Source organism: Jannaschia seohaensis (assembly GCF_900116765.1).
Lineage (GTDB): Bacteria > Pseudomonadota > Alphaproteobacteria > Rhodobacterales > Rhodobacteraceae > Jannaschia > Jannaschia seohaensis.
The window spans coordinates 208,615-231,298 of sequence record NZ_UETC01000002.1; the positions used below are offsets into that span (position 1 = coordinate 208,615).

The following is a 22,684-nucleotide window of genomic DNA, read 5'->3' on the forward strand; positions in this document are numbered from 1 at the left end:
TCGGCTCCTCGGCGGTGATAGCGCAAACACCTGGGCATGGTTGCGCTAACCCGGGCTACCACTTCCTCGCCGGCGTGTTACCCAAGGATTCAAGGCGGATTTTTAGCCAATCCCCGTCCGCCCTCATGTCAGCGATTGGTAGGAGGCCATCATGACCCATCCCCGCGTGAACCCCGAGCGCACGCTCGAAGCCCAAGGCATCACGGGGCTTGGCCAGGTCTATTACAACCTCATCGAGCCGGCGATCATCCAGGAGGCGCTCGTCCGCAAGGAGGGCACGCTCGGCCGGGGCGGTGCCCTGCTGGTCACGACGGGAAAGTTCACCGGCCGTTCGCCCAAGGACAAGCATATCGTCCGCACGCCGGGGACCGAGGCCGAGATCTGGTGGGAAAACAACGCCGAGATGTCGCCTGAGGGCTACGCCGCCCTCCGCGCCGACATGCTGGAGCACATGAAGGGGCGCGACTACTTCGTGCAGGACCTCTATGGCGGGGCCGATCCGGCCCACCGCCTTGACGTGCGGGTGGTGACCGAGCTCGCTTGGCACTCGCTCTTCATCCGGCACATGCTGCGCCGCCCCGGCACCGACGAGTTGGCGACTTTCGATCCCGAATTCACCGTCATCAACTGCCCCAGCTTCAAGGCCGACCCCCAGCGCCATGGCTGCCGGTCCGAGGTCGTGATCGCCCTCAACCTCGAAGCGAAGGAGATCCTGATCGCCGGCACCGAGTATGCGGGCGAGAACAAGAAGTCCGTCTTCTCGCTGCTGAACTACATCTTGCCCGAAAAGGGCGTGATGCCGATGCACTGCTCCGCCAACCACGCCATCGGCAAGCCGACCGAGACGGCCGTCTTCTTCGGCCTGTCGGGCACCGGCAAGACCACGCTCTCGGCCGCGCCCGACCGCGTGCTGATCGGCGATGACGAGCATGGCTGGTCGGACACCGGCACGTTCAACTTCGAAGGCGGCTGCTACGCCAAGACGATCAACCTCTCCGCCGAGGCGGAGCCCGAGATCTACGCCACGACGACGAAATTCGGCACCGTGGTCGAGAACATGGTATTCGACCCCGACACGCTGGAACTCGACTTCGAGGATGACAGCATCACGGCGAACATGCGCTGCGCCTACCCGTTGGACTACATCTCCAACGCCTCGGCCACGGCGCTGGGCGGCCACCCGAAGAACGTGGTGATGCTGACTTGCGATGCGTTTGGCGTTCTGCCCCCGATCGCGCGGCTGACCCCGGCGCAGGCGATGTATCACTTCCTGTCGGGCTTCACCTCAAAGGTGGCAGGCACCGAGCGTGGCGTGACCGAGCCGCAGCCGACCTTCTCCACCTGCTTCGGCGCGCCCTTCCTGCCGCGGCGGCCCGAGGTGTATGGCAAGCTGCTCCAGCAGAAGATCGCCAAGTTCGGCTCCGATTGCTGGCTGGTGAATACCGGCTGGACCGGCGGCGCCTATGGCACCGGTTCGCGGATGCCGATCAAGGCGACCCGCGCGCTGCTGACGGCGGCGCTGGACGGCACGCTGGCCAAGGGCAAGTTCCGCAAGGATCCGAATTTCGGCTTCGACGTGCCTGTCACCTGCCCGGGCGTGGCCGACATGCTGCTGGACCCGCGCCGGACCTGGGACGACAAATCGGCCTATGACGCGCAGGCGGCAAAGCTGGTGGGCATGTTCTCCGACAACTTCGCCCAGTATATCGATCACATCGACGAGGACGTGCGCGCCGCCGCGCTGGGCTGAGCGCGAGGCCCAAAGGGGCGCTTGCGCCCTCCCCCACGCGATGGTTTCCTCAAAGGGCTGCCCCTCGGGCGGCCCTTTCTTCGATGCGGAGCCAGTCATGCGTCAGTGCCTCCTCGCCCTGCCATTCCTGTTGGCCAGTCCGGCGGCCGCGCAGGTTCAGCTGCTCGAAGCGGGGATCGTCTGCCCCCGGACTACCAAGGGCGAACTGATCGAGGCGCCCGATACCGAAGTGGGCGCGATCCGCCTGATCGAGGGCGGCGTCGTCTTCGATCTGAACGCGCGCACCGTGCCGACGATGAGCAATCTCAGCTTCGGCTTCCGCATCGGCCTGAAGGAAAGCGCGCCGGCCCAAGACGTGACGATCGTCGTCACGCATCCGCCCATGGGCGACCGCGGCGTGACCCGGCAATCCTGGGGCAAGAGCCTGCTCCCCGGCGAGGCGGGCCTCAGCATCTTCACCTTCGAATACGACTACGAAAAGGTTCCGGGCCCCTGGACCTTCGGCGTCGAGATAGAAGGCGAGACGGCGATCGAGGTGCCCTTCCAGGTCACCGAGGAAGGCGGGCGCGGCCCGGTCGAGGCGGCCTGCTTCCGGTTCATGTCCTGAGGCGGGCGCGGGGCGGAATGCGCCGGGGCTCTGCCACTCGCAAGCTCGCCCCCGGAGTATTTGCGGCGAGAAGAAGGAGGCTCAGAGGCCAAGGCCTTTTCGGATCAGGTTGGCCCCCGCGATGACCAGCACGATCAGCGTGGCCTTGCGGAACAAGTCCTGGTCCATCCGGTCCTGCAACCTGAAGCCGACCCCCATGCCCGCCAGCGCAGCAGGCACCAAGGCGGCCGAGAACATCGCCGTCTCGGCGTTGAGGATCCCGGACCTCAGATGCGCCAGCACCAGCACGATCGAGCCCGTGCCATAGATCACGCCTTGGACCACCATCTGCCGCGCCTTTGGCGTGTCGACCGCCATCAGGTAGAGCGCCGTGGTCGGGCCCCAGGTGCCCGCCAGCCCCCCGAGCACGCCCGAAAAGAGCCCCGCCGCCCATTCCGCCGGGATGCGGTGCGCGGGCGGAACATGGAGCCGCACCCCCGCCAACTGCACCACCGACAGTAGGATCGTCGGCACGCCGAGGACGAAATAGAACGCATTGCGCGGGATCGACGTGACCAGCTGCGCCGCGGCGAAGATCGCCACCATCACGATCACCACATAGCGCCAGTGCAGCCGCGCCCCCTCCTTCGCCGGGGTCCAGCCGAAATGGGTCACCTGCCAGAGATTGGTCAGCAGGATCGGGATCATGATGCCCGCGAGCGCCGTGTAGGGATGCAGGAAGCTGGACAGGCCCGAGATCATGATGAGCGGGAGCGCGAAACCGATCGCGCCCTTTACCAATCCCGCAACGAAGGCGATGATAAGGGCAAGCGTCCAGAGAAGGGGGGTAAGCGGCTCCATGGCCTTGGCTTATGCCGCCGGCGGGCCGCAGGCCACCGAAATCGCTTCGGTTACTTTCTTCTCTTGCCCGGGGGTTGTCGTGGAATTATGTTTCGCTGCGACTGCAAAAGAGATTCGAAGATCAAGGAGGCACCGATGCCCCACGATGGACAGACCATGCCCCAGGCCGATGCCCTGCTGCCCGACCTTCTGGAGCTGACCGGCGCCGCCGTCGCTGCGGTGCAAGCGTTGGAAGAAAAGGCCAAAGCCTCCGTCCGGTCCCGCGTGGCGCCGTCGGGCCGCGTCGATCCGGCCTTGCTGGAGGCGGACCAGACCGCCGCCCATGGCCTGGCATGGGTCGCGACCTATACCCAGGCCCTCGCGCAGATGCAGCATTGGGCCGAGCGGCTCAGCGCCGAGGCCAAGTTCGGCGAGACGGAAGCGCTGATGCACCAGATCGCCTTCGGCGAGTATCTCTCGCAGCTCTCTGGCGGTCTCCCGATGAGCCAGACCGAAATCCTGCGCCCGCAGGATATGGGGCTGAGCCAGGAGGACCAGCGCGCCCTGATGGTCCCCGCCGTCATGACACTCTGCGACGAGGGCAACAGCCAGGCCGCCCGCACCCGCCTCGTGGCGCTGATGCGCGACCAGACGGCGAACGCGACCTTCGGCGCCTCCGGTTTGGACGATGAACTGGAGATGATCCGCGATCAGTTCCGCCGCTGGTCCCAGGACAAGGTTCTGCCCCACGCCCATGAATGGCACCTGAAGGACGAATTGATCCCGATGGAGATCATCCAGGAAATGGCCGAGATGGGCGTCTTCGGCTTGACCATCCCCGAAGAGTTCGGCGGCCTCGGCATGCCCAAGGCCGCGATGTGCGTCGTCTCGGAAGAGCTGTCGCGCGGCTATATCGGCGTGGGCAGCCTGGGCACCCGCTCCGAGATCGCGGCCGAGCTGGTGCTGGCCGGCGGCACCGATGAGCAGAAGGCCCATTGGCTGCCCAAGCTCGCCTCGGGCGAGACGCTCCCGACCGCCGTGTTCACCGAGCCGAACACCGGCTCCGATCTGGGATCGCTCAGGACCAAGGCGGTCAAGGCCGAGGACGGCTCCTGGACGATCAACGGCAACAAGACCTGGATCACCCATGCCGCCCGCACTCATGTGATGACGGTGCTGGCCCGCACGATCCCCGACACCGACGATTATCGCGGCCTCTCGATGTTCCTGGCCGAGAAGACCCCCGGCACGGACGCGCGGCCCTGGCAGGACCCCGGCATCTCCGGCGGCGAAATCGAGGTGCTCGGCTATCGCGGTATGAAGGAATACACGGTCAATTTCGACGACTTCAAGGTCGATGGCGCCAACCTGCTGGGCCAGACCGAGGGTCAGGGCTTCAAGCAGCTGATGCAGACCTTCGAAAGCGCCCGCATCCAGACCGCCGCCCGCGCCATCGGCGTGGCCCAGGCCGCGCTGGACGCCGCGCTGGCCTATGCCGAGACGCGCAAGCAGTTCGGCAAGGCGCTGATCGAGTTCCCGCGCGTGGCCAACAAGATCGCCATGATGGCGGTCGAGATCACGGTGGCCCGGCAGCTGACCTATTTCTCGGCCCACGAGAAAGACAACGACCGCCGCTGCGATCTCGAGGCGGGCATGGCCAAGTTGCTCGGCGCCCGCGTCGCCTGGGCCGCGGCCGATAACGGGTTGCAGATCCACGGCGGCAACGGCTTCGCCCTGGAATATCCGATCAGCCGCATCCTGTGCGACGCGCGCATCCTCAACATTTTCGAGGGCGCCGCCGAGATCCAGGCGCAGGTCATCGCGCGCCGACTTCTGGGATGACCGGTTTCGACCGGCGGGCCGGATCACCTGCCGGCCCTTGCCTGCCCGCCCGTCACGACGCCTCCCGGTCCGCGACCCGTCCGGACGGACCGGCCTGCGCGTGACACGGGAGGCCGATCATGCGACGGACGCTCATGCGATACCTCACCTGTCTTCTCCCGATCGCCTTGATGGCCTGTAACGGCGACACCACGGTCGGCGGACCCGATCCCGACACCGTCTGGGCGCTTCAGGAAATCGACGGAACGCCGTTCGGCGCGCGCGCGACACTGTCCTTCCCGGAGGAGGGCGTCGTTCGCGGGCAGGCCCCCTGCAACACGTTCAACGCCCGCCTCCTGGAGACCCATCCCGGCTTCCGCGTGGACCAAATGGCCGTCACGCGCATTCTCTGTCCCGAGATCGAGCAGGAGACCGCGTTCTTCGAGGCGCTGCGCCGCATGACGCGCGCCGACGCCACGGCGAACACCCTCATCCTCTCTGATGAGGGCGACAGCCTTATGGTCTTCGCCCCTGCCCCGTGAGGTCAGAGCGCCCGCTGTAGAGCCGCGATGAGCCGGGCGCGGGCGGGCGGAATGGGGCGCTCGCCCAGCGTCGGCGCCAATTGCGCCTCCAGGAAGTGCCCCGTCGCCGTGAGCGCCGCGAGCGTGCCCTGCAGCGTCGCCGGCCCGCCCAGCATCATCTCGGGCAGGGGCAGCAGCCGGTCGGCCCAGGCCCCTGCCCCGGCCCGGCTGACCGCGCGTCCCGTCCGCGGCGAGATATATGCCAGATCGTCCGCCGCCCCCCCGGCGGCGCAGCCCGACAGGTCCAGTCCGATGCCGGATTCCTCCAAGAGGGCCATCTCCCAGAACACATAGTCCCGCAGCCAGCCCGCCCCGTCTGCCAGCGCGTCGGCCAATGCCTCGGTCCGCGCCTGAAAGGCGGGCACCGGTTCCCGCTCGGGCAAGGCGAAGGCCGAAAGGGCGCAGACCGAGCTCAGCGCCGCGAGCCGGAGCGGATCGCCGAGCAAATCCCCGGCGCGGGTCCGCAGCGGCTCGACGGTGAAGGTGCCCAGATGCGTATCCAACCGCGCCCGCCAGACGACCTCCACCTCGTTGCCCGGCTGGAGCATGGGCGCGCGCCGCCGCGACCGACCGCCATGGACGATGCCCAGATGGCGGCCATGGCCCCGGGTCAGCGTCTCCAGGATCACCGCCGTCTCGCCATGGGGCCGGACGGCGAGGATCAAGCCCCGGTCCCGCCACTCGATCACGCGAGCCCCTCCTCCTCAAGCAGATGGCGGCCTCTCGGGTCTTCGATCTCCAAAACCCAGAGATCGGGGTCGAATTCCGCCTGTCGCGCGCAGGCGGCGTCGCAGTCGCGCTCAGCTCCTTCGGTCAGAACGATCCAGGCGCGGTCCCCGGTCATCAGGTCGAAACTGCGCTGGAACACGCGGGCCTGCCCGTCCAGCGTCGCGAGCTTGACCAACACCGCGCCCGAGGTCGCATCGCCCCTGCGCGCCACGAAACAGGGTATTCCGGCGAGGTCCAACCGCTTGCGGTAGGCGGCGATCCATATCTCTGTGGCGAGGCGGGGGGTCATCGGGCGGAGGGGGGCTCTGCCCCCCGCGGCTGCGCCGCCCCCCCGGAGTATTTTTGGCCAGAAGAAACCCGCATTGCATTCTTCTGGCTGGAAATACTCCCGCCGGAGGCGGCCGTCCTCGACGCGGCGATCCCGGCTGACGGGGGGCGGCGCCAGCGAAGTCGGGGGTCCGGGGGGCGTCCCCCGGCGCTCGCCGCAAGCGCGGGGCTAGCCATCCTTGAAGTCGAGCCCCATGGCGTCGAAGCGCTCCGCCTCTTCCAGCCAGCCGGGGCGGACCTTGACCGTCAGGAAGAGGTGGACGCGGTGGCCGAGGAACGCCTCCAACTCGGCGCGAGCCGCCTGACCGACGGCCTTGGTCGTCTCGCCCTTACGGCCCAGCACGATGCCCTTGTGACCATCCCGCGCAACATAGATCACTTGGTCGATTCGGGACGAGCCATCCTCGCGGTCCTCCCAGCCCTCGGTCTCGACGGTCAGCTGATAAGGCAGTTCCTGGTGGAGGCGCAGGGTCAGCTTCTCGCGGGTGATCTCGGCGGCGATGGCGCGCAGCGGCGCGTCGGCGATCTGGTCCTCGGGATACAGCCAGGGCCCCTCCGGCAGGCGGGCGGCCAGATCCGCGCGCAGGTCGTCCACGCCATGGCCTTTCTCGGCGGAGATGAGGAACGTCGCGGCGAAAGGATAGCGCGCGTTCATCCTCTCCGTCAGCGCCAGGAGCTTGGGCGCCTCCACCCGGTCGATCTTGTTGATAGCGAGCAGGACGGGCGCGCCGGTCCCCCGCTCCTCCAGTCCGGAGAGGATCGCCTCGACCCCCTGGGTCAGGCCGCGATGGGCCTCGATCAGCAGGACCACGACATCGGCATCGGCCGCGCCCGTCCAGGCGGCGGCGACCATGGCGCGGTCCAGCCGGCGCTTGGGGCGGAAGAGCCCAGGCGTGTCGACAAAGACGATCTGCGCCGCACCCTCCATCGCGATGCCGCGGATGCGGGCGCGCGTGGTCTGGACCTTATGGGTGACGATCGAAACCTTGGCTCCGACCATTCGATTGAGAAGCGTGGACTTGCCCGCGTTCGGCTCACCGATGAGCGCGACGAAACCCGCGCGGGTGGGGGCGTCGGTCATGGATCGACCTCCTTTAGCAGAGCGCGGGCGGCCGCCTGCTCGGCGGCCCGCTTGGCCGTGGCCTCGCCCTCGGCGGCGCGGCCATTCTCCAGCCGGGCCCGGATGCGGAAGACCGGGGCGTGATCGGGGCCGGAGCGGTCCACGACTTCGTAGCGGGGCGGGGCCATGCCACGGGCCTGGGCCCATTCCTGCAGGGTGGTTTTGGCGTCGCGGGCGTCTTCCTCGACGCGGTCGAGCCGCTCGCCCCAAAGGCGCAACACCACGGCGCGCGCCACCTCCAGCCCCGCGTCGCGATAGATGGCGGCGATCAGCGCCTCCATCGCGTCGCCCAGCAGCGCTTCCTTGCGGCGGCCGCCGGTCACCTGCTCGGAGCGGCCGAGCTTGAGCACGGCGCCCAGGTCGATCTGGCGGGCGACATCGGCGCAGGTCTCCTTGCGGACCAGCGCGTTGAAGCGGGGGGCCAGCTGCCCCTCGGAGGCGGAGCGGTCTTCGCTCATCAGCGCCTCGGCCATGACGAGGCCCAGCACCCGGTCGCCCAGGAATTCCAGCCGCTGGTTGTCGGGCCGGGTGGGCGAGCCCAGCGAAGAGTGGGTCATCGCGCGGATCAGCAGCTCGGGATCGGCGAAGACATGGCCGATCCGCTCCTGAAAGGCGCGAAGGTCGTGGGAGAGCCTCATGGCGTCACCTTGGCAAAGGTCAGGACACGCCCCTCGACCGCCGAGACCGGGACAAGGCCCAGGCCGCCCTCCTCGGGGGGGATGCGGCTGTCGCGCGCGGCGATCCGATTGTCGGCCAACAGGAAAAGCGCGCCCTCGGGCACGGTGACGGCCGCCATCGGGCGGGACGAAGGATCGGTGCGGATGCGGTAGCTGACACCGTCGGGCAGAGTCTCGACCGTGCAGGCCGCAAGCGGACAGGGGGCATGGGTGGCCGGCACGCCGTCCAGCACGGGCACGCCATCCTGCAAGGCTACGCTCTGACCCGCTGTAGCGACGACCCGGGCGACGAGGCGCCGGGTCCGGCCGTCGGAGGCCGTCACGGTAACCAGGACGATTTCCCCCGGCCCGTATCGCCCCGGGCCGAAGCGATAGCTGACGAAGGGCGTCCCCTGCGTGATCGTCGGCACCATCGCCACCGAGACCATGCGATGCGGGGCCCAGAACGCGCGGGACGCGAAGAGCGCCACGCAGAGCAGCATCACGATGGAGGCGATGCGATAGCGGCGCTTGGGGCGGAAACGGTCGGGGTCGAGGGGCCGGGGAGCGGCCGTGAGCGCCCAGGCGAGCGGCGCAAGCCCCACCACCGGGATCGCGAAGAGCGGCGCGAACCAGCCCGAGCGCCCCATGTCGTGAAGCCGCCTCACGATCGCGCAGACCCATGCCGTGGAGGCCAGTCCGAGCGCCCCATAGCAGACCAGCCGGCCCCAAGGCCCCAGCGTATCGAGCGGCCCCCAGGCGAGAATCCCTAGCGCCGCGACATGGTAGACGACCGTCCAGGCGAACAGCGCCCGCCGTCCCCCGGTCCCCGAAAGGACGAAAGATCGGCGGAGCGCCCTGGCAGTCACACGATCTCCTCGAAGAAGCGGTCGAGGCGCCAAGTCCAGAAGAACAGCATCCGCGACCCGGCGGAGGAGAAGATAACACGATCCGCGCGTCCGATCAGGTTCTCATAGGGAACGAAACCGACCCCGCCGATGGATCGCGGCACCCGGCTGTCGGAGGAATTGTCGCGGTTGTCGCCCATGAAGAAATACTGCCCCGGCGGGACGGTGTAGACCGGCGTGGTGTCGGTCCGGAAGTCGCCGATATTGAGCACCGAATGGGTCACGCCGTTCGGCAGGGTCTCCAGGCTGCGCTCCTTGACGCATTCGGCGCCGCGGCCCACGGGCGCGTTGGCGCAGCGGGGCAGGATCTGCTGCGGCCCCTGCGGCTCCATGATCTCGACGAAGGGCTCGGCCGCCTGGACCGGCAGTTCCTCACCGTTGAGCCAGAGCCGCCCCTCGCGCATCTGCACCGTGTCGCCGGGCAGACCGATCAGGCGCTTGATGAAGTCGTCATTGGTGACCGGATGGCGAAAGACGATGACGTCGCCCCGCTCCGGTTCGGAGCCCAGGATGCGGCCGGAGATCGGGCAGATCGAGAACGGGCAGGAATGGCGCGAATAGCCGTAGGCCATCTTGTTGACGAACAGGAAGTCGCCGATCAGCAGCGTGTCCTTCATCGAGCCGGACGGAATCCAGAACGGCTGGAAGAAGAGCGTCCGGAAAATGCCCGCGATCAGCAGCGCCCAGACGACCGTTTTGACGGTTTCCCAGGGGCCGTCTTTTTTCTGGACCTTCGATGCCATGCCCGCTTGCCTCGTGTTCTGGCTTTTCCTTGCAGTGCCCCTCCCCCCCGGTGCTGTCAACCGCAGCCCCGGCGTCGGAGGGGCGGTTCATGCGAAGGGTCGCGCCTCGATCACGACGAAAGCCTGCGCCCAGGGGTGATCGTCGGTCAGCGAGACGTGGATGATGGCCTCATGGCCGTCAGGGGTCATCTTTTCCAGCCGTTCGGCGGCCCAGCCGGTGACCTGCATCACCGGCTGGCCGCTGCGCAGGTTGGTAACGGCCATGTCCTTCCAGGCGATGCCCATCCGCAGGCCGGTGCCAAGCGCCTTGGAGCAGGCCTCCTTGGCGGCCCAGCGCTTGGCATAGGTCGAAGCCTCGCCGCCTTCGGTCTTGGCGCGGCGCCTCGCCACGCGCTGCTCCGTCTCGGTGAAGACCCGATCGCGGAACCGGTCGCCGAAGCGATCCAGCACGCCCGAGATCCGCTCGATATTGGCGAGATCGGTGCCGATGCCGAGGATCATGGGCCTGCCCGCCGCTTAACCGAGACAAACCCTTGGCGGATCAGCGCGGGGGCCACCACCGCAAAGGCGCCCTCGATCCAGCGCCCGCGCCGCGCATAGGCTCGCCGCATCGCCCCACGCGAGACGGCCACGCCGTGGATCCAGTAGATCAGGGCGGGCGCCGCCATGGCGATTGAAACCAGCAGCCATGCCAGATGAGGCGCATCCGCCGGCGTGCCAACGGCCATGGTCGCGGTCCAGGCGAACCAGAGCAGACCGGCCCCACTCAGGAACGTGAACGCCAGCAGCGCGGAGGGCACGGCATACCCGGCCGCGAAGGTGACAAGACCGATGAGAAGGATGTTCATCCGTCGACCTCGCACGTGCTCAGGGGATCTCGACCGTGCCCGCGGCCCAGTCGACCACGAACTCGATCAGGACCGGATCGCCCGCGGCATCGGTCGCGGGCACGCCGATGCTGAGCGCATGCTGCCCGCCATAGCGCGCCGCCGCGCGCCGCAGCGAAAAGCCACCATAGCCGATCCCGTCCTCCGCCGAGATCAGGCGGCAGCCTTCCCTCTCCCCATCCGGATCGGGGAACGTCACGAGCAAGCGGCCCGGTCCTTCCTCCGCCCCGCTGTCGAGCGCCACCAGCCGGACCCGATCATTGGCGAAGGTGCGGGTCGGATCGGACCAGTCGACATTGCGGGCGCTGGCCAATGGGGTGTCGCATTCCGAGACATGCTGCGCCGCCGCCGGCCCAGCCAGGGCGCCGATGGCGACGCCGAGCAAAATTTTCCGCGAAAATTTTTGCCAGACTTTTGGACCAAAAGTCTGTGCCCACCACGCCCCGCCGCGCATCACACGGCCCCCCGCGCGAGGGTCATCAGCCGCCGCATCTGGGCCAGGGCGCCGGGCAGCCCGCGGAATAGCGCCTCCCCCATCAGGAAATGGCCGATATTGAGTTCGACCACCTGCGGGATCGCGGCGATGGGTGCGACCGAATCGTAGCTGAGACCGTGCCCGGCATGGACCTCCAGCCCCTGCTCAGCCGCCTGCGCGGCGGCTGCGACCAACCGCTCCAACTCTTCCGCCGCGGCCTGGGTCTCGCCCGCGTCGACCGCGTCGCAATAGGTCCCGGTATGCAGCTCCACCACGGCGGCGCCCACGCGGGAGGCGGCCTCGATCTGCCGCGGATCGGGCGCCACGAAGAGCGACACGCGGGCCCCGGCCTCCCGCAAGGGCGTGATGTAGTCGGTCAGGCGGGTCTGGTCGCCCGCGACCTCCAGCCCGCCCTCGGTCGTACGCTCTTCGCGCTTCTCGGGCACGAGGCAGACGGCATGGGGCCGGGTGGCCAGCGCGATCTCCGCCATCTCGGCGGTCGCCGCCATCTCAAAATTCAGCGGGATCGACAGAGCCGCTTTGAGCGCCGCCATGTCCGCATCGCGAATATGGCGCCGGTCCTCGCGCAGATGCGCGGTGATGCCGTCCGCGCCTGCGGCCTCGGCCAGCAGCGCGGCCCGGACCGGGTCGGGTGCCGCTCCGCCACGCGCGTTGCGTAGCGTGGCGACGTGATCGATGTTGACGCCCAGACGCAGCTTTTCCATCGGCGAGCCTCCTGTTTGGGTCGAGATAGGGCAAAGGGGCGCGGGTTCCCATCCCCGTTCCGGCGATCGTCACGCGGAGGTGAGCCCCGCGCGCGGCGCCCCTCCGACACAGGTGCCTCTCCCACCGCCGCCTAGCGCGATCTGGCCGCGATGGGCTACGCGCGCGTCGGCCCTGGCCCGACGGCCTGCCCGGCTCAGGTCCGCCTTTCGCCGCGGGCCGGGCCGACCTTGGACTTGGCGCCAGCAGATTTCTTGGCGGCGGCTTTCTCGGCCGCCCGCGCGCGGATCGCGTCGAGCTTCTTCTTGAGCGCCCCGCGGCGGCGGCGCTGATAGGCCTCGATCAGCGGCAGGCTTACGGCATAGGCGGCGACGCCCGTGACAAGGCCGGGAAAGATCCCGCCGACCATCCAGGGCCAGAAGACATCGTGCCAGAACAGGATCGTGGCGTCCCAGTTCGTCGGCCGCCCCGTGATCGCATACAAGCCGTTCCAGAACAGGTCCTCGCCAGCGCCCCAGAACTTGCCGAAGATGGTCTCGTCGACCTCCCGGTCCATCTCGGTGCCCAGCATCCAATGGCCCAGGTTCAGCGAGACGACCCCGATGGGAACATAGGTCAGGGGGTTGCCGAAAAAGGTGCCCAGCAGCGCGGCCATCACATTGCCCCGCACCAGAACCGCCAGCAACGCGGCCACCATGAAATGCACGCCATAGAGCGGGGTGAAGGTGGTAAACACGCCAACCATGATGCCCCGGCTGATCTTGCGCGGCGTGTCCGGCAGGCGCCTTAGCCGGTGCTTGACATAGATCGCGGCGCGGCCCCAGCCGCCTTGAGGCCAGAGAAGTCGCAGCACCGTCTGCCAGATGGGCAACCTGTCCCGGCGCTTGAATACCACCGTGCTCCCTTCCTCCGTCCGCCCCCGTCAGGCGGGGACGCGCTCGGGCTTGTCGTCGCGATGGCGGCGCAGCTGGGCCACGTCGCTATCTGTCTCTGCCGCCATGACGACAGCGTGCAGATGCTCCCGGTCGCGCACGTCAACGTCGATCAGGAGTCGGAAGAAATCCGGCTTCCGGTCGACGAAACGCAAATCTGAGATATTGGCGTTCTGCTCGGCGATCAATGTGCAAATCCGTCCCAAGACGCCTGGATTGTTCGAGATGGTCATCTCCAGCGTCACGGCGTTGCGCGGGGCGTGGTGGCCCGGGCTCCAGCTGAGGTCGACCCAGCGATCCATCTGGTCCTCGAACTCGACCATGCGGGGGCAGTCGATGGCGTGGACGGTGACGCCATGGCCGCGATTGGTGATGCCGACGATGCGCTCTCCGGGAAGCGGCTGGCAGCAGGGCGCGCGTTCGTAATGGGCCTTCGGGTCGAGGCCGACGATGGCATGCTCCGCCCCGACATCCGGGGGGGGATGGGCGCCGACCTGCTCTGGATAGAGCGCATGGACGATGCCGCGGGCGCTGATCTGAGAGGCACCGATGGCGGCGAGCAGATCCTCGTCGTCGTCATAGCCATGGGCCTTGGCGGCAGTCCTGAGCGCCTTGTCCGTTGCGCGTTTGCCGATCTGGGCGAAGGCGGCGCGGGCCAGTTCGCGCCCCAGCCGGACATAGCCCGAGCGCCGCTGCGCCTTGAGCGCGCGGCGCACCGCCGATTTGGCGCGGCCGGTCGTCGCGATGTCGATCCAGGTGGCCTGGGGCGTCTGGCCTTCGGCTGTCACGATCTCGACCGATTGGCCGTTGCGCAGCCGCGTCCAGAGCGGCACACGCAGGCCGTCGACCCGCGCGGCGACCGTCCGGTGGCCCAGCCGCGTGTGGATCGCATAGGCGAAATCGATCGGCGTCGCGCCCTTGGGCAGCTTGATCACATCGCCCTTGGGCGTGAAGCAGAAGACCTGGTCGGTATACATCTCCAGCTTCACCGCTTCCATGAACTCGGCGTGGTTTTCGGCTTCCTCGAAGCGGTCGGTCATCTGCCGCAGCCACTCCACCGGGTCGACGGCGAAGCGGTTCTCGGCCCGCACCCCGTCGCGATAAGACCAATGCGCAGCGACGCCGCGCTCGGCCACCTCATGCATCTCCTGGGTGCGGATCTGGATCTCGACCTTCTTGCCGTCGCGGCCCGACACGGTCGTATGAATAGAGCGGTAGCCGTTCGATTTCGGCTGGCTGATATAGTCCTTGAACCGGCCGGGCACGGCCGTCCAGCGCTGATGGACCACGCCCAGCGCGCCGTAGCAGTCCTTTTCGCTATTGGTCAGGATGCGGAAGCCGTAGATATCCGACAGCCGCGAGAACCCGATCTCCTTCTCCTCCATCTTGCGCCAGATGGAGAAGGGCCGCTTGGCCCGCCCCTGCACCTGCGCGACGAGGCCCGCGCGCGCCAACTCCGTTTCGATATCCGCCTGGATCCGCACGATGACGTCGCCCGTCTCCTGCCGGAGGCTGACGAAGCGGCGCATGATCGAGTTGCGCGCCTCGGGGTTGAGCACGGCGAAGGCCAGATCCTCCAACTCGTCGCGCATCCATTGCATGCCCATCCGACCGGCGAGCGGGGCGTAGATCTCCATCGTCTCATGCGCCTTCTGGGCCTGCTTGTGAGGCGCCATGTGCTTGATGGTGCGCATGTTGTGCAGACGGTCGGTGAGCTTGACCAGGATCACGCGCAGATCCTTGGACATGGCCATGAAGAGCTTGCGGAAGTTCTCGGCCTGCTTGGTCTCGCGCGAGGTCAGCTCCAGGTTGGTGAGCTTGGTGACGCCGTCGACCAGTTCCGCGATCTCCTCGCCGAAGCGGGCCGCCACCTCGCCATAGGTGGAGCGCGTGTCCTCGATCGTGTCGTGCAGCAGCGCGGTCACGATGGTCGCATCGTCCAGCCGCTGCTCCGACAGGAGCGCGGCGACGGCGACGGGATGCGTGATATATGGCTCGCCCGAGCGGCGGGTCTGCCCCTCATGGGCGTGCACCGCATAGGCATAGGCCTCGCGGATCAGGTCCGCGTCGGTGCGGGGGTTGTAGGCCCGGACCAGATCGACGAGGTCGTCCGCCCCGATCATCGCCGCCGGGCCGACCATGTCAGCGCTGGCCCTGCGCCTCCATCAGGGCGCGCAGAAGCTTCTCTTCCGAGAGATCGTCCTCGGCGGGCGCGTCCTTTTCGGCGCCCATCAGGAGCGGCATCCGATCCTCTTCGGGCTCGTCCACCTCGATCTGGGTCTGATTAGACTGGATCAGCCGCTCTCGCAGTTCCTCGGCGGACTGGGTCTCCTCGGCGATCTCGCGGAGGGCGACGACCGGGTTCTTGTCGTTGTCGCGGTCCACGGTGAGCGGCGAACCGGTCGCGATCTCCCGGGCGCGATGCGCGGCGAGCATCACCAGATCGAAACGGTTGGGAACCTTGTCGACGCAGTCTTCTACGGTCACGCGGGCCATCGGGGCACCTCGGGCTTGGAGGAGAGGGAAATCAGCAGATAAGCGAGCCGTTACCGCTTGACAAGCGGATTCCGAGCGGACCCGAGCCGCCGAACCTCTGCCCTTGCGGAGGCAGGAAGCGCCGCGGCCATGGCGGCAACGGTGCGGCCGGTCAGCGGGTGACGCCAGCGCGGCGCCACATGGGCCAGAGGAACCAGCACGAAGGCACGGTCCTGCAGCCGCGGATGCGGCAGAATCAGCCGGTCGGGCGCCTCTCGCTGCTGGCGCGCGGGCGGCAGGTGCCGCCAAAAAGTTTGCGTGACGTCATCCGGCCGCACCAGTTGGCCGCAGGCCAAGAGGTCCAGATCCAGATTTCGTTCCCCCCAACGACGCCCGCGCACGCGGCCCAGGCGGGCCTCCAGGTCGTGCAGACGGCGCAACATCGCGGCGGGCGACATAGAACTACGGATCGCAATGACTGAATTAATGAATTCAGGCCCCGCTCCGGGCGGCCAGGCCGGTGTGGCAAAGAGGGGCGAGCCGTGCACCCGTCCGCGAAACATCACTGACAATTGGGCCATGGCTCGGCCGACGCGCGCCGCGTTGGCCGCGCGGTTGATCCCGGCATTTGCGCCAAGCGCGACGAGGTGTACGATTGTCCTCATGGTTGTATGCTTGTTGCGGGCAGTCCCGAACGAGTGACATACTAAGTTCTGGATGTCAGCCGCCGGTTCACTCACACGCCGGCCGGCCTCCCGAAAGGAAAGTAGGATGTTTTACCGGGACGAGCGCCTTGCGCTCTTCATTGACGGGTCGAATCTGTATGCCACTGCAAAGGCACTTCAATTCGACATCGACTACAAACTGCTGCGACAGGAGTTCATGCGACGCGGCAAGATGCTGCGGGCCTTCTACTACACGGCCCTGCTGGACACGGAGGAGTATTCGCCGATTCGCCCTCTGGTTGATTGGCTCCAGTACAACGGCTTCACGATGGTGACAAAACCGGCGAAGGAGTTCACCGACAGCCAGGGCCGCCGGAAGATCAAGGGGAACATGGATATCGAGCTTACCGTCGATGCGCTCGAAACTGCCAACCATGTCGATCATATCGTGCTGTTCTCCGGCGACGGCGATTTCCGGCCGTTAGTCGAAGCGCTGCAACGCAAGGGCGTGCGCGTGTCGGTCTGCTCGACCATCCGGTCGCAGCCGCCGATGATCGCCGACGATCTGCGGCGCCAGGCCGACAACTTCATCGAGCTCGACGAGCTGCGCGAAGTCATCGGCCGCCCTCCGCGCGAGCCGCGAGACCGCGACATGCAACACGCGGAAGTCGCCGCCAGCTGATCCGGCGGGCGCGTCCGCGCGGGGAACTCCGATCGGGCACGGCGCCCGGTCGGAGGCCGGACGCGCCCGTCATCCCCGCCGGCTCCGCGCTGTTTCAGGCGCGGCCGGCCATCGGGGCCTCGGAGGCCGCCACCCGGCCACGTGTCAGCAGCCAGAGCGCAAAGCCGATCTCCGACAGGGTGACCACCGCCAGGAGCGCCCCGCCGATCACGCTCAGCGCCATCGATCCGTCGAAAGCGAAGGCGCGGACGCTGTCGACGAGATAGCCGGCTCCGCCCACCACCAACCCGATGGCCAGCAGGCGCGGCACCGCCCGGGACCGCAAGGCCAAGGCGCCCAGCATCCACAGATGCAGGGCGAAGAAGACCTGCCAGACCCAGACGCCCGCCGCGTCCATCCGGGCCAGCGTCGCGGCGAGCCATGCGGCTTGCCCCTCCCCGGCCAGGGACGGGTCGGTCGCCAGCGCCAGAATCGCCGCCTGCGGCAGCAGCATCGCGGCCATGACGGCGGCCATCATCAGCCGCGCGACCAGGGCGGCGGTCGCCAGCACCGCTCCGAACGGGCGGAACATGGCGAAGAGCATCACGGCCAGCACCACCTCCGCTGTCATCATGACCACGTCGCCGCCCACGCCCAGCGCGAAGAGGCCGGGCCGGGCCGCGATGGCGGCGAGGGTCGACGCGGGGTCTCCGGGCACGGTCAGTTGCCCCGGCACGTAAAGGATCGAAAAGAACCCGGCCACGGCAATGACCAGGTAGAGGACGCCCGCGACGCGAGCAAAGGACCGGGTGGTCGGATCGTCGAACGCGGTCATGGCACAGCTCCCTTGCATCGCGGATGATGCCCGGCGGCGTATCGCAGGACCAGCATCTGCAATATTCCCCAGGAACGCGGATCTGCTATACATATCCGCATGGATTGGCGCGCAGTGACCTTCGACTGGAACCGGGTCCGGGCGTTCCTCGTCACGGCGGAGGAGGGCTCGCTCTCGGCCGCTGCCCGGGCGCTCGGCCTGACCCAGCCCACGCTCGGCCGCCAGGTCGAGGCGCTTGAGCGGGAATTGGGCGTTGCCCTCTTCGAGCGCCACGGCCGGGGCCTGGGCCTCACGCCGGCGGGCGAAGACCTGCTCGCCCATGCCCGCCGCATGGGCGATGGCGCAAGCGATCTTGCCCTCGCCGTCGCCGGACTGAGCGACGAGATCGCAGGCGAGGTCTCGATCTCCGCCTCCGATATCTACGCCGCCCGGCTGTTCCCCCCGATCCTGGCGCGGCTGCACGCGGAGCATCCCGACCTGCGCATCGAGGTGGTGGTCGACAATCAGCTGTCCGATCTACGCCGCCGCGCCGCCGATCTCGCCATCCGCAACGTGCGCCCCGACGATCCGGAGTTGATCGGCCGCAAGCTGCGCGATGCCGCCGCGCGCCTCTACGCATCCCCCGAATTGCTCGACCGTCTCGGCCGCCCCAGCACGCCCGAGGGCTTCGCGGGCGCGCCGGTGATCGAGATCGACCACAGCGGCGCGCTGGAGGCGATGATGGCGGGGATGGGCTTTCCGGTGGATCGCATGAAGTTTCCCTACCGGACCGGCAATTTCGTGGCCGCCTGGGAGATGGTGCGGGCCGGACACGCGATCTGCATCATCGACGACCGCATCGGCGATGCCGAGCCAGGGGTGGAGCGGATCTTGCCGGATCTCGCCCCCGTCCATTTTCCCGTCTGGCTCGTCGCCCATCGCGACGTCCGCCGCGCCCGCCGCCTGCGCGTCGTCTGGGACGCCTTGGCCGACGGGCTGCGGTAGGGCTGCGCCGCTATCCCGGCCTCCCGACTGCACCCTCGACCTTGTGGGCGCGCTCCGTCCCTGGCCATTGCTCTGCCTTCGCGCCCCAGTCGGGCGCGATCTGCGCCTCCTAGGAGGGAACCGCGGGACCGGGGGGAGCCGGCTGTCGAGGAGCGTCCTGCTTGCGGAGGGGACATCGCGGGCCGCCTGCGGGACCAGACCCCAGAGGTCGCGCTCGGCGCGGCCGGGCCCGACAGCGCCGCTTGGATCGTTTCTCCGTCGCACATCTTTGTCTCGGCGCGGCTCCGAGGCCGGGTGGCCCGGGGGGGGGAGGCCCCTCGCCCGCTTGATGCGCCGGGCGACGGAGGCTAGACGGCCCTGACCTCAAGGGAGAGCGGCATGAAAGCCTTCGTGTTTCCGGGCCAAGGGGCCCAGACCATCGGCATGGGACGGGACCTGGCGGAGGCCTACCCGGCCGCGCGCGACGTGTTCGAGACCGTCGACACGGCTCTGGGCGAGAGCCTGTCGGGCCTGATTTGGGACGGCGCAATCGAGGATCTGACCCTGACCCGCAACGCGCAACCGGCGCTGATGGCGACCTCCATCGCCGCGCTCCGGGCGTTGGAGGCCGAAGGGGTATCGGTGGCCGAGCATGCCGCCTTCGTCGCGGGCCACTCGCTGGGCGAATATACCGCGCTCGTCGCCGCCGGCGCGCTGGATCTGGGCGACGCGGCCCGCCTGCTCCGCCTGCGCGGCGAGGCGATGCAGCAAGCCGTCCCCGTCGGCGAGGGCGCCATGGCCGCCCTGCTGGGCATGGGCTTCGAGGACGCGCAGGCCGTCGCGCGCGACGCCGCCGAGACCGACGTGCTCCAGGCCGCCAACGACAACGACCCGACCCAGGTCGTGATCTCGGGCCACAAGGCCGCGGTCGAGCGCGCCCTGGTGCTCGCCAAGGAGCGGGGCGCCAAGCGCGCGGTCATGCTGCCGGTCTCCGCCCCCTTCCATTGCGCGCTGATGGCCCCCGCCGCCGAGGCGATGGCCGCGGCCCTGAAGGACGTGAAGATCGCCGACCCGGTCGTGCCCGTCGTCACCAACGTGACCGCCGCCCCCGCCACCGACGCTTCGGTGATCCGCGACCTGCTGGTCGATCAGGTCACCGGCGCCGTCCGCTGGCGCGAGAGCATCCAGACCATGGCCGCCTCCGGCGTCACCGACATCTGGGAAATCGGCGCTGGCAAGGCGCTGATCGGAATGGTGCGCCGCATCGACAAGTCGCTCGCCACCCGCGCCATCGGCACCCCCGCCGACGTGGCCGAGGCCACGGCCTCGCTCCGCGCGGCGACGGACTGACCGGCGCATGATCGACGACGTCCCCGGGCGCCCCTGGCACAACTACATCCGGGCGTTCAACGCGGCGCTCCGGGAGGACGACATCGACGCCTTCCGCGCCACGCTTCACCTCGCTCTGGCCGGGGATCAGGTCGTCGAGGACGTCGATGCCGGCCTGCTGATCGACACCAACGCGCTGGGGCGGTCCTACAACGCGATGGGGCAGTCGACATTGGGCATCCACCTCATCGAGGCGGGGCTGGCGTGGGACGTGCCGAAATGGGTGGGCGGCGGTCGGGCGGCGCTCGACGTCCTGCTGACGCCTTACGCGGCGGGCGGGCTGGGCCTGCTCGAATTCGAGACGGAGACGGCCTGGTTCGTCGGCCGGACCGGCCGCGAGAGCGCGAGCAAGGGCGGGACGATCAACAAGCATCTCTACGCCACCCGGACCCTGCTAGAGGCGGCCGACCTCCTGGCCGAGACGGCGCCGGGCCGCGCGGCGCTCTACCAGCGCGCGGGCGAGGCGGGGTTCCGCAAGTTGGCCCTGGGCGACGCGGGACCGAAGCTCGCGGACTTCTTTGTGCGGGAGGAGGACGGCGACGCCTTCCTGGACAGCTGGGTCTACTACTCGCTGATCGACGCCAATCCCGAACGCCCCTACTTCCTGCGCGACCAGGGGCTGAACGGTCATTACCACACCTACGACATGACCCTGATCCACCAGATCTCCCGGCTGCTGGACGAGGGGTTCGACTACGAACCCTTCCTGGAGGAGACGGTCGGCGGGCTCACCGCGCTCAGCGCGATGGTGCAGGTCTGGGAGGCCAAGCTCGACACCGGCGGACCGCTGGTCGACACGCCGACGCCGCTGGGCCGCTTCCACGGCTGGCACCCGGAGAAGGGTCGGCCGCCGACCCAAGAGGGACTACTCTGGTTCGAGAGGTTCCGCACCGAGACCCGGATCGAAGGCGGCGCGGAGGCCGACCGCCTGCGCGGGACGAATGCGGACGAGATCCTGATGGGCCGGGAGGGCGACGACCTCCTTCGGGGCGGGCGCGGCGACGATCGGATGCGGGGCGGCGACGGGGACGACCTCGCCTCCGGCGGGGGCGGGGCCGACAGCCTGCATGGCGGATCGGGCGACGACACCCTGGTGGGCGGCGGCGGCGCCGACGACCTGATCGGGGGCGCGGGAGCGGACGTCTTCGCCTTCGTCGGCGGCCCGGCGGATCTGGTGCGCGACTTCAAGCCGGGCGACCGGCTGGCCATCGACGACCGGCTGCTCGGCGGGGACGCGGCGTCGGAGCCCCGTCCGCTTTCTGCGGACGCGTTCGGGACCCTCGTCCTCTATGACGCCGAGAGCGGGACGCTGAGCTTGGACCCGGGCGGACCAGACGGCGCCGCTCCCCGCCTCCTTGCCACACTGAGCGGGGCGCCAGCGGTCACGGCCGCCGATCTCCTGCTCTTCTGATACCTGAAGAAAGGTTTGCAGATGTTTGATCTTACTGGAAAATCGGCCCTCGTCACGGGGGCCTCCGGCGGCATCGGCGCGGCCATCGCCACGGCGCTGCACGGCGCGGGCGCCACGGTCGGCCTGTCGGGCACGCGCGAAGACCCGCTCAAGGCACTGGCCGAGACCCTGGGCGAGCGCGCCCATGTCCTGCCCTGCAACCTCGCGGATGCGGACGCGGTCAACGCCCTGCCCAGGCAAGCCACCGAAGCGATGGGCTCCGTCGACATCCTGGTCAACAATGCCGGGATCACCCGCGACAACCTCTTCATGCGCATGTCCGAAGAGGAATGGCAGTCGGTCCTGGACGTGAACCTCACCTCGGCCTTCCGCCTCTCCAAGGGCGTGATGCGCGGCATGATGAAGGCGCGCTGGGGCCGGATCGTGAATATCTCTTCCATCGTCGGCGCCACGGGCAATCCGGGCCAGGCAAATTACGCCGCGTCCAAGGCGGGCATGGTCGGCATGGCCAAGTCGCTGGCCTATGAGGTCGCCTCGCGCGGGATCACGGTGAACGCGGTCGCGCCGGGCTTCATCGCCACCCCGATGACCGATAAGCTGACCGACGACCAGAAGGCCAAGATCGACGCGCAGATCCCCATGGGCCGCATGGGCCAGCCCGAAGAGATCGCGGCAGCCACGCTCTATTTGGCCAGCCCCGAGGCGGCCTATGTCACCGGGACCGTGCTGCATGTGAACGGCGGCATGGCGATGCTCTGACTCGGGGATCGGACCGAATACAAACGATTTGCCATCCTGTCGCACCCTCGCTAGAGGAGGCGCAGATTCCGCCGGGGGGCTTGTTCGCCCTCCGGCCGTTCACAAGTGAGAGAGCGGCCCGCGACGGGGCCAACATGCGAAGACAGGCCCCCGCAGGGCCCCATACGAGGGATGAGAGCATGAGCGACAACATCGAAGAGCGCGTCCGCCAGAAGGTCGTGGAGCATCTGGGGGTCGAAGAGGACAAGGTCGTGGCCAACGCGTCCTTCATCGACGATCTGGGCGCCGACTCGCTGGACACGGTCGAGCTGGTGATGGCCTTCGAAGAAGAGTTTGGCATCGAGATCCCGGACGACGCCGCCGAGTCGATCCAGACGTTCGGCGACGCCGTGACCTTCATCAAGGCCAACACCTGACCGCATCGCCGCCATGGCGACACGGTTTCGAG

At 68.4% G+C, this 22,684-nt stretch carries 26 protein-coding genes; 10 read left to right on the forward strand and 16 right to left on the reverse strand.

Annotated features, from left to right (window positions below; genetic code table 11):
• Nucleotides 1-151: 151 nt before the first annotated feature.
• The gene (locus DTQ71_RS05785; RefSeq protein WP_109563337.1) at nt 152-1,750 is read left to right on the forward strand and encodes a phosphoenolpyruvate carboxykinase; all 1,599 of its coding nucleotides are present in this window, start codon (nt 152-154) and stop codon (nt 1,748-1,750) included.
• Nucleotides 1,751-1,847: 97 nt separating this feature from the next.
• Nucleotides 1,848-2,357: a DUF3859 domain-containing protein gene (locus DTQ71_RS05790; protein ID WP_170125309.1), complete on the forward strand. Its 510-nt coding sequence runs from the start codon at nt 1,848-1,850 to the stop codon at nt 2,355-2,357.
• A gap of 81 nt (nt 2,358-2,438) precedes the next feature.
• Here the strand turns inward: DTQ71_RS05790 and DTQ71_RS05795 are convergent, their stop codons facing one another.
• Nucleotides 2,439-3,197, reverse strand: coding sequence for a sulfite exporter TauE/SafE family protein (locus DTQ71_RS05795; protein WP_109563339.1), 759 nt, complete (start codon nt 3,195-3,197; stop codon nt 2,439-2,441).
• Nucleotides 3,198-3,332: 135 nt separating this feature from the next.
• On the opposite strand from DTQ71_RS05795, the gene DTQ71_RS05800 reads away from it, so the two are divergent.
• Together DTQ71_RS05800 and DTQ71_RS05805 are read left to right on the forward strand one after the other, a co-directional pair.
• Complete coding sequence (locus DTQ71_RS05800) at nt 3,333-5,018, forward strand: acyl-CoA dehydrogenase family protein (protein WP_109563340.1); 1,686 nt, start codon at nt 3,333-3,335, stop codon at nt 5,016-5,018.
• A 119-nt stretch (nt 5,019-5,137) separates the two neighbouring features.
• Nucleotides 5,138-5,539 (forward strand): META domain-containing protein, encoded by a 402-nt coding sequence (locus tag DTQ71_RS05805; protein ID WP_109563341.1) that lies wholly within the window; start codon nt 5,138-5,140, stop codon nt 5,537-5,539.
• A gap of 2 nt (nt 5,540-5,541) precedes the next feature.
• On the opposite strand, the gene recO is transcribed toward DTQ71_RS05805, so the two are convergent.
• The 14 genes from recO to folK form a co-directional block, all read right to left on the reverse strand.
• Nucleotides 5,542-6,264 (reverse strand): DNA repair protein RecO, encoded by a 723-nt coding sequence (gene recO, locus DTQ71_RS05810; RefSeq protein WP_109563756.1) that lies wholly within the window; start codon nt 6,262-6,264, stop codon nt 5,542-5,544.
• Nucleotides 6,264-6,596, reverse strand: a complete 333-nt coding sequence (locus tag DTQ71_RS05815; protein WP_109563342.1) for a DUF1491 family protein — start codon at nt 6,594-6,596, stop codon at nt 6,264-6,266. Before DTQ71_RS05815 ends, recO begins: the two co-directional genes overlap by 1 nt.
• Before the next feature lie 207 nt (nt 6,597-6,803).
• Nucleotides 6,804-7,715: a GTPase Era gene (era, locus tag DTQ71_RS05820; protein WP_109563343.1), complete on the reverse strand. Its 912-nt coding sequence runs from the start codon at nt 7,713-7,715 to the stop codon at nt 6,804-6,806.
• Nucleotides 7,712-8,392 (reverse strand): ribonuclease III, encoded by a 681-nt coding sequence (rnc, locus tag DTQ71_RS05825; RefSeq protein ID WP_109563344.1) that lies wholly within the window; start codon nt 8,390-8,392, stop codon nt 7,712-7,714. The genes era and rnc overlap by 4 nt, the downstream gene beginning before the upstream one ends.
• Nucleotides 8,389-9,279, reverse strand: a complete 891-nt coding sequence (gene lepB, locus DTQ71_RS23765; protein ID WP_146204803.1) for a signal peptidase I — start codon at nt 9,277-9,279, stop codon at nt 8,389-8,391. The genes rnc and lepB (DTQ71_RS23765) overlap by 4 nt, the downstream gene beginning before the upstream one ends.
• Nucleotides 9,276-10,061 carry a signal peptidase I gene (lepB, locus tag DTQ71_RS05835; RefSeq protein WP_109563345.1) on the reverse strand — a complete coding sequence of 262 codons (786 nt, stop codon included), beginning with the start codon at nt 10,059-10,061 and terminating at the stop codon, nt 9,276-9,278. The genes lepB (DTQ71_RS23765) and lepB (DTQ71_RS05835) overlap by 4 nt, the downstream gene beginning before the upstream one ends.
• 87 nt (nt 10,062-10,148) lie before the next feature.
• Nucleotides 10,149-10,562, reverse strand: a complete 414-nt coding sequence (gene acpS, locus DTQ71_RS05840) for a holo-ACP synthase (protein ID WP_109563346.1) — start codon at nt 10,560-10,562, stop codon at nt 10,149-10,151.
• Nucleotides 10,559-10,909, reverse strand: a complete 351-nt coding sequence (locus DTQ71_RS05845) for a hypothetical protein (RefSeq protein WP_109563347.1) — start codon at nt 10,907-10,909, stop codon at nt 10,559-10,561. Before DTQ71_RS05845 ends, acpS begins: the two co-directional genes overlap by 4 nt.
• A gap of 19 nt (nt 10,910-10,928) precedes the next feature.
• A complete protein-coding gene (locus tag DTQ71_RS05850; RefSeq protein WP_109563348.1) occupies nt 10,929-11,333 on the reverse strand; it encodes a hypothetical protein in 405 nt (134 codons plus the stop codon).
• A 68-nt stretch (nt 11,334-11,401) separates the two neighbouring features.
• Nucleotides 11,402-12,148 carry a pyridoxine 5'-phosphate synthase gene (locus DTQ71_RS05855; protein ID WP_109563349.1) on the reverse strand — a complete coding sequence of 249 codons (747 nt, stop codon included), beginning with the start codon at nt 12,146-12,148 and terminating at the stop codon, nt 11,402-11,404.
• 194 nt (nt 12,149-12,342) lie between these two features.
• Nucleotides 12,343-13,041: a DUF2062 domain-containing protein gene (locus tag DTQ71_RS05860; protein ID WP_109563350.1), complete on the reverse strand. Its 699-nt coding sequence runs from the start codon at nt 13,039-13,041 to the stop codon at nt 12,343-12,345.
• A 27-nt stretch (nt 13,042-13,068) separates the two neighbouring features.
• Entirely contained in the window at nt 13,069-15,201 is a 2,133-nt protein-coding gene (locus DTQ71_RS05865) for a RelA/SpoT family protein (RefSeq protein WP_109563758.1), read from the reverse strand.
• Nucleotides 15,202-15,220: 19 nt separating this feature from the next.
• The gene (gene rpoZ / locus DTQ71_RS05870; protein WP_109563351.1) at nt 15,221-15,574 is read right to left on the reverse strand and encodes a DNA-directed RNA polymerase subunit omega; all 354 of its coding nucleotides are present in this window, start codon (nt 15,572-15,574) and stop codon (nt 15,221-15,223) included.
• Nucleotides 15,575-15,624: 50 nt separating this feature from the next.
• Entirely contained in the window at nt 15,625-16,218 is a 594-nt protein-coding gene (gene folK / locus DTQ71_RS05875) for a 2-amino-4-hydroxy-6-hydroxymethyldihydropteridine diphosphokinase (RefSeq protein WP_109563352.1), read from the reverse strand.
• Nucleotides 16,219-16,324: 106 nt separating this feature from the next.
• Here folK and DTQ71_RS05880 point away from each other — a divergent pair, with 106 nt between their 5' ends.
• On the forward strand, nt 16,325-16,900 hold the full coding sequence (locus DTQ71_RS05880) for a LabA-like NYN domain-containing protein (RefSeq protein ID WP_109563353.1): 576 nt from the start codon (nt 16,325-16,327) through the stop codon (nt 16,898-16,900).
• A gap of 94 nt (nt 16,901-16,994) precedes the next feature.
• On the opposite strand, the gene DTQ71_RS05885 is transcribed toward DTQ71_RS05880, so the two are convergent.
• Nucleotides 16,995-17,714 carry a DUF4386 domain-containing protein gene (locus DTQ71_RS05885; RefSeq protein WP_109563354.1) on the reverse strand — a complete coding sequence of 240 codons (720 nt, stop codon included), beginning with the start codon at nt 17,712-17,714 and terminating at the stop codon, nt 16,995-16,997.
• 99 nt (nt 17,715-17,813) lie between these two features.
• Between DTQ71_RS05885 and DTQ71_RS05890 the strand changes: the two genes are divergently transcribed.
• From DTQ71_RS05890 to DTQ71_RS05910, 5 genes are all read left to right on the forward strand, one after another.
• Nucleotides 17,814-18,698: a LysR family transcriptional regulator gene (locus DTQ71_RS05890; RefSeq protein WP_109563355.1), complete on the forward strand. Its 885-nt coding sequence runs from the start codon at nt 17,814-17,816 to the stop codon at nt 18,696-18,698.
• A gap of 378 nt (nt 18,699-19,076) precedes the next feature.
• Nucleotides 19,077-20,027, forward strand: coding sequence for an ACP S-malonyltransferase (gene fabD, locus DTQ71_RS05895; protein WP_109563356.1), 951 nt, complete (start codon nt 19,077-19,079; stop codon nt 20,025-20,027).
• Nucleotides 20,028-20,034: 7 nt separating this feature from the next.
• A complete protein-coding gene (locus DTQ71_RS24560; RefSeq protein ID WP_111785595.1) occupies nt 20,035-21,477 on the forward strand; it encodes a calcium-binding protein in 1,443 nt (480 codons plus the stop codon).
• A 21-nt stretch (nt 21,478-21,498) separates the two neighbouring features.
• The gene (gene fabG, locus DTQ71_RS05905) at nt 21,499-22,236 is read left to right on the forward strand and encodes a 3-oxoacyl-ACP reductase FabG (protein WP_109563357.1); all 738 of its coding nucleotides are present in this window, start codon (nt 21,499-21,501) and stop codon (nt 22,234-22,236) included.
• Nucleotides 22,237-22,415: 179 nt separating this feature from the next.
• A complete protein-coding gene (locus tag DTQ71_RS05910) occupies nt 22,416-22,652 on the forward strand; it encodes an acyl carrier protein (protein WP_109563358.1) in 237 nt (78 codons plus the stop codon).
• The last annotated feature ends 32 nt before the right edge of the window (nt 22,653-22,684 follow it).

Excerpts from the sequence above, each read along its gene's own strand:
- DTQ71_RS05785 (WP_109563337.1), top strand. The coding sequence starts at position 152 with ATGACCCATCCCCGCGTGAACCCCGAGCGCACGCTCGAAGCCCAAGGC.
- DTQ71_RS05790 (WP_170125309.1), top strand. The coding sequence starts at position 1,848 with ATGCGTCAGTGCCTCCTCGCCCTGCCATTCCTGTTGGCCAGTCCGGCG.
- DTQ71_RS05795 (WP_109563339.1), bottom strand. The coding sequence starts at position 3,197 with ATGGAGCCGCTTACCCCCCTTCTCTGGACGCTTGCCCTTATCATCGCC.
- DTQ71_RS05800 (WP_109563340.1), top strand. The coding sequence starts at position 3,333 with ATGCCCCACGATGGACAGACCATGCCCCAGGCCGATGCCCTGCTGCCC.
- DTQ71_RS05805 (WP_109563341.1), top strand. The coding sequence starts at position 5,138 with ATGCGACGGACGCTCATGCGATACCTCACCTGTCTTCTCCCGATCGCC.
- DTQ71_RS05815 (WP_109563342.1), bottom strand. The coding sequence starts at position 6,596 with ATGACCCCCCGCCTCGCCACAGAGATATGGATCGCCGCCTACCGCAAG.
- era (WP_109563343.1), bottom strand. The coding sequence starts at position 7,715 with ATGACCGACGCCCCCACCCGCGCGGGTTTCGTCGCGCTCATCGGTGAG.
- rnc (WP_109563344.1), bottom strand. The coding sequence starts at position 8,392 with ATGAGGCTCTCCCACGACCTTCGCGCCTTTCAGGAGCGGATCGGCCAT.
- lepB (WP_109563345.1), bottom strand. The coding sequence starts at position 10,061 with ATGGCATCGAAGGTCCAGAAAAAAGACGGCCCCTGGGAAACCGTCAAA.
- acpS (WP_109563346.1), bottom strand. The coding sequence starts at position 10,562 with ATGATCCTCGGCATCGGCACCGATCTCGCCAATATCGAGCGGATCTCG.
- DTQ71_RS05845 (WP_109563347.1), bottom strand. The coding sequence starts at position 10,909 with ATGAACATCCTTCTCATCGGTCTTGTCACCTTCGCGGCCGGGTATGCC.
- DTQ71_RS05855 (WP_109563349.1), bottom strand. The coding sequence starts at position 12,148 with ATGGAAAAGCTGCGTCTGGGCGTCAACATCGATCACGTCGCCACGCTA.
- DTQ71_RS05865 (WP_109563758.1), bottom strand. The coding sequence starts at position 15,201 with ATGATCGGGGCGGACGACCTCGTCGATCTGGTCCGGGCCTACAACCCC.
- rpoZ (WP_109563351.1), bottom strand. The coding sequence starts at position 15,574 with ATGGCCCGCGTGACCGTAGAAGACTGCGTCGACAAGGTTCCCAACCGT.
- folK (WP_109563352.1), bottom strand. The coding sequence starts at position 16,218 with ATGAGGACAATCGTACACCTCGTCGCGCTTGGCGCAAATGCCGGGATC.
- DTQ71_RS05880 (WP_109563353.1), top strand. The coding sequence starts at position 16,325 with ATGTTTTACCGGGACGAGCGCCTTGCGCTCTTCATTGACGGGTCGAAT.
- DTQ71_RS05885 (WP_109563354.1), bottom strand. The coding sequence starts at position 17,714 with ATGACCGCGTTCGACGATCCGACCACCCGGTCCTTTGCTCGCGTCGCG.
- DTQ71_RS05890 (WP_109563355.1), top strand. The coding sequence starts at position 17,814 with ATGGATTGGCGCGCAGTGACCTTCGACTGGAACCGGGTCCGGGCGTTC.
- fabD (WP_109563356.1), top strand. The coding sequence starts at position 19,077 with ATGAAAGCCTTCGTGTTTCCGGGCCAAGGGGCCCAGACCATCGGCATG.
- DTQ71_RS24560 (WP_111785595.1), top strand. The coding sequence starts at position 20,035 with ATGATCGACGACGTCCCCGGGCGCCCCTGGCACAACTACATCCGGGCG.
- fabG (WP_109563357.1), top strand. The coding sequence starts at position 21,499 with ATGTTTGATCTTACTGGAAAATCGGCCCTCGTCACGGGGGCCTCCGGC.
- DTQ71_RS05910 (WP_109563358.1), top strand. The coding sequence starts at position 22,416 with ATGAGCGACAACATCGAAGAGCGCGTCCGCCAGAAGGTCGTGGAGCAT.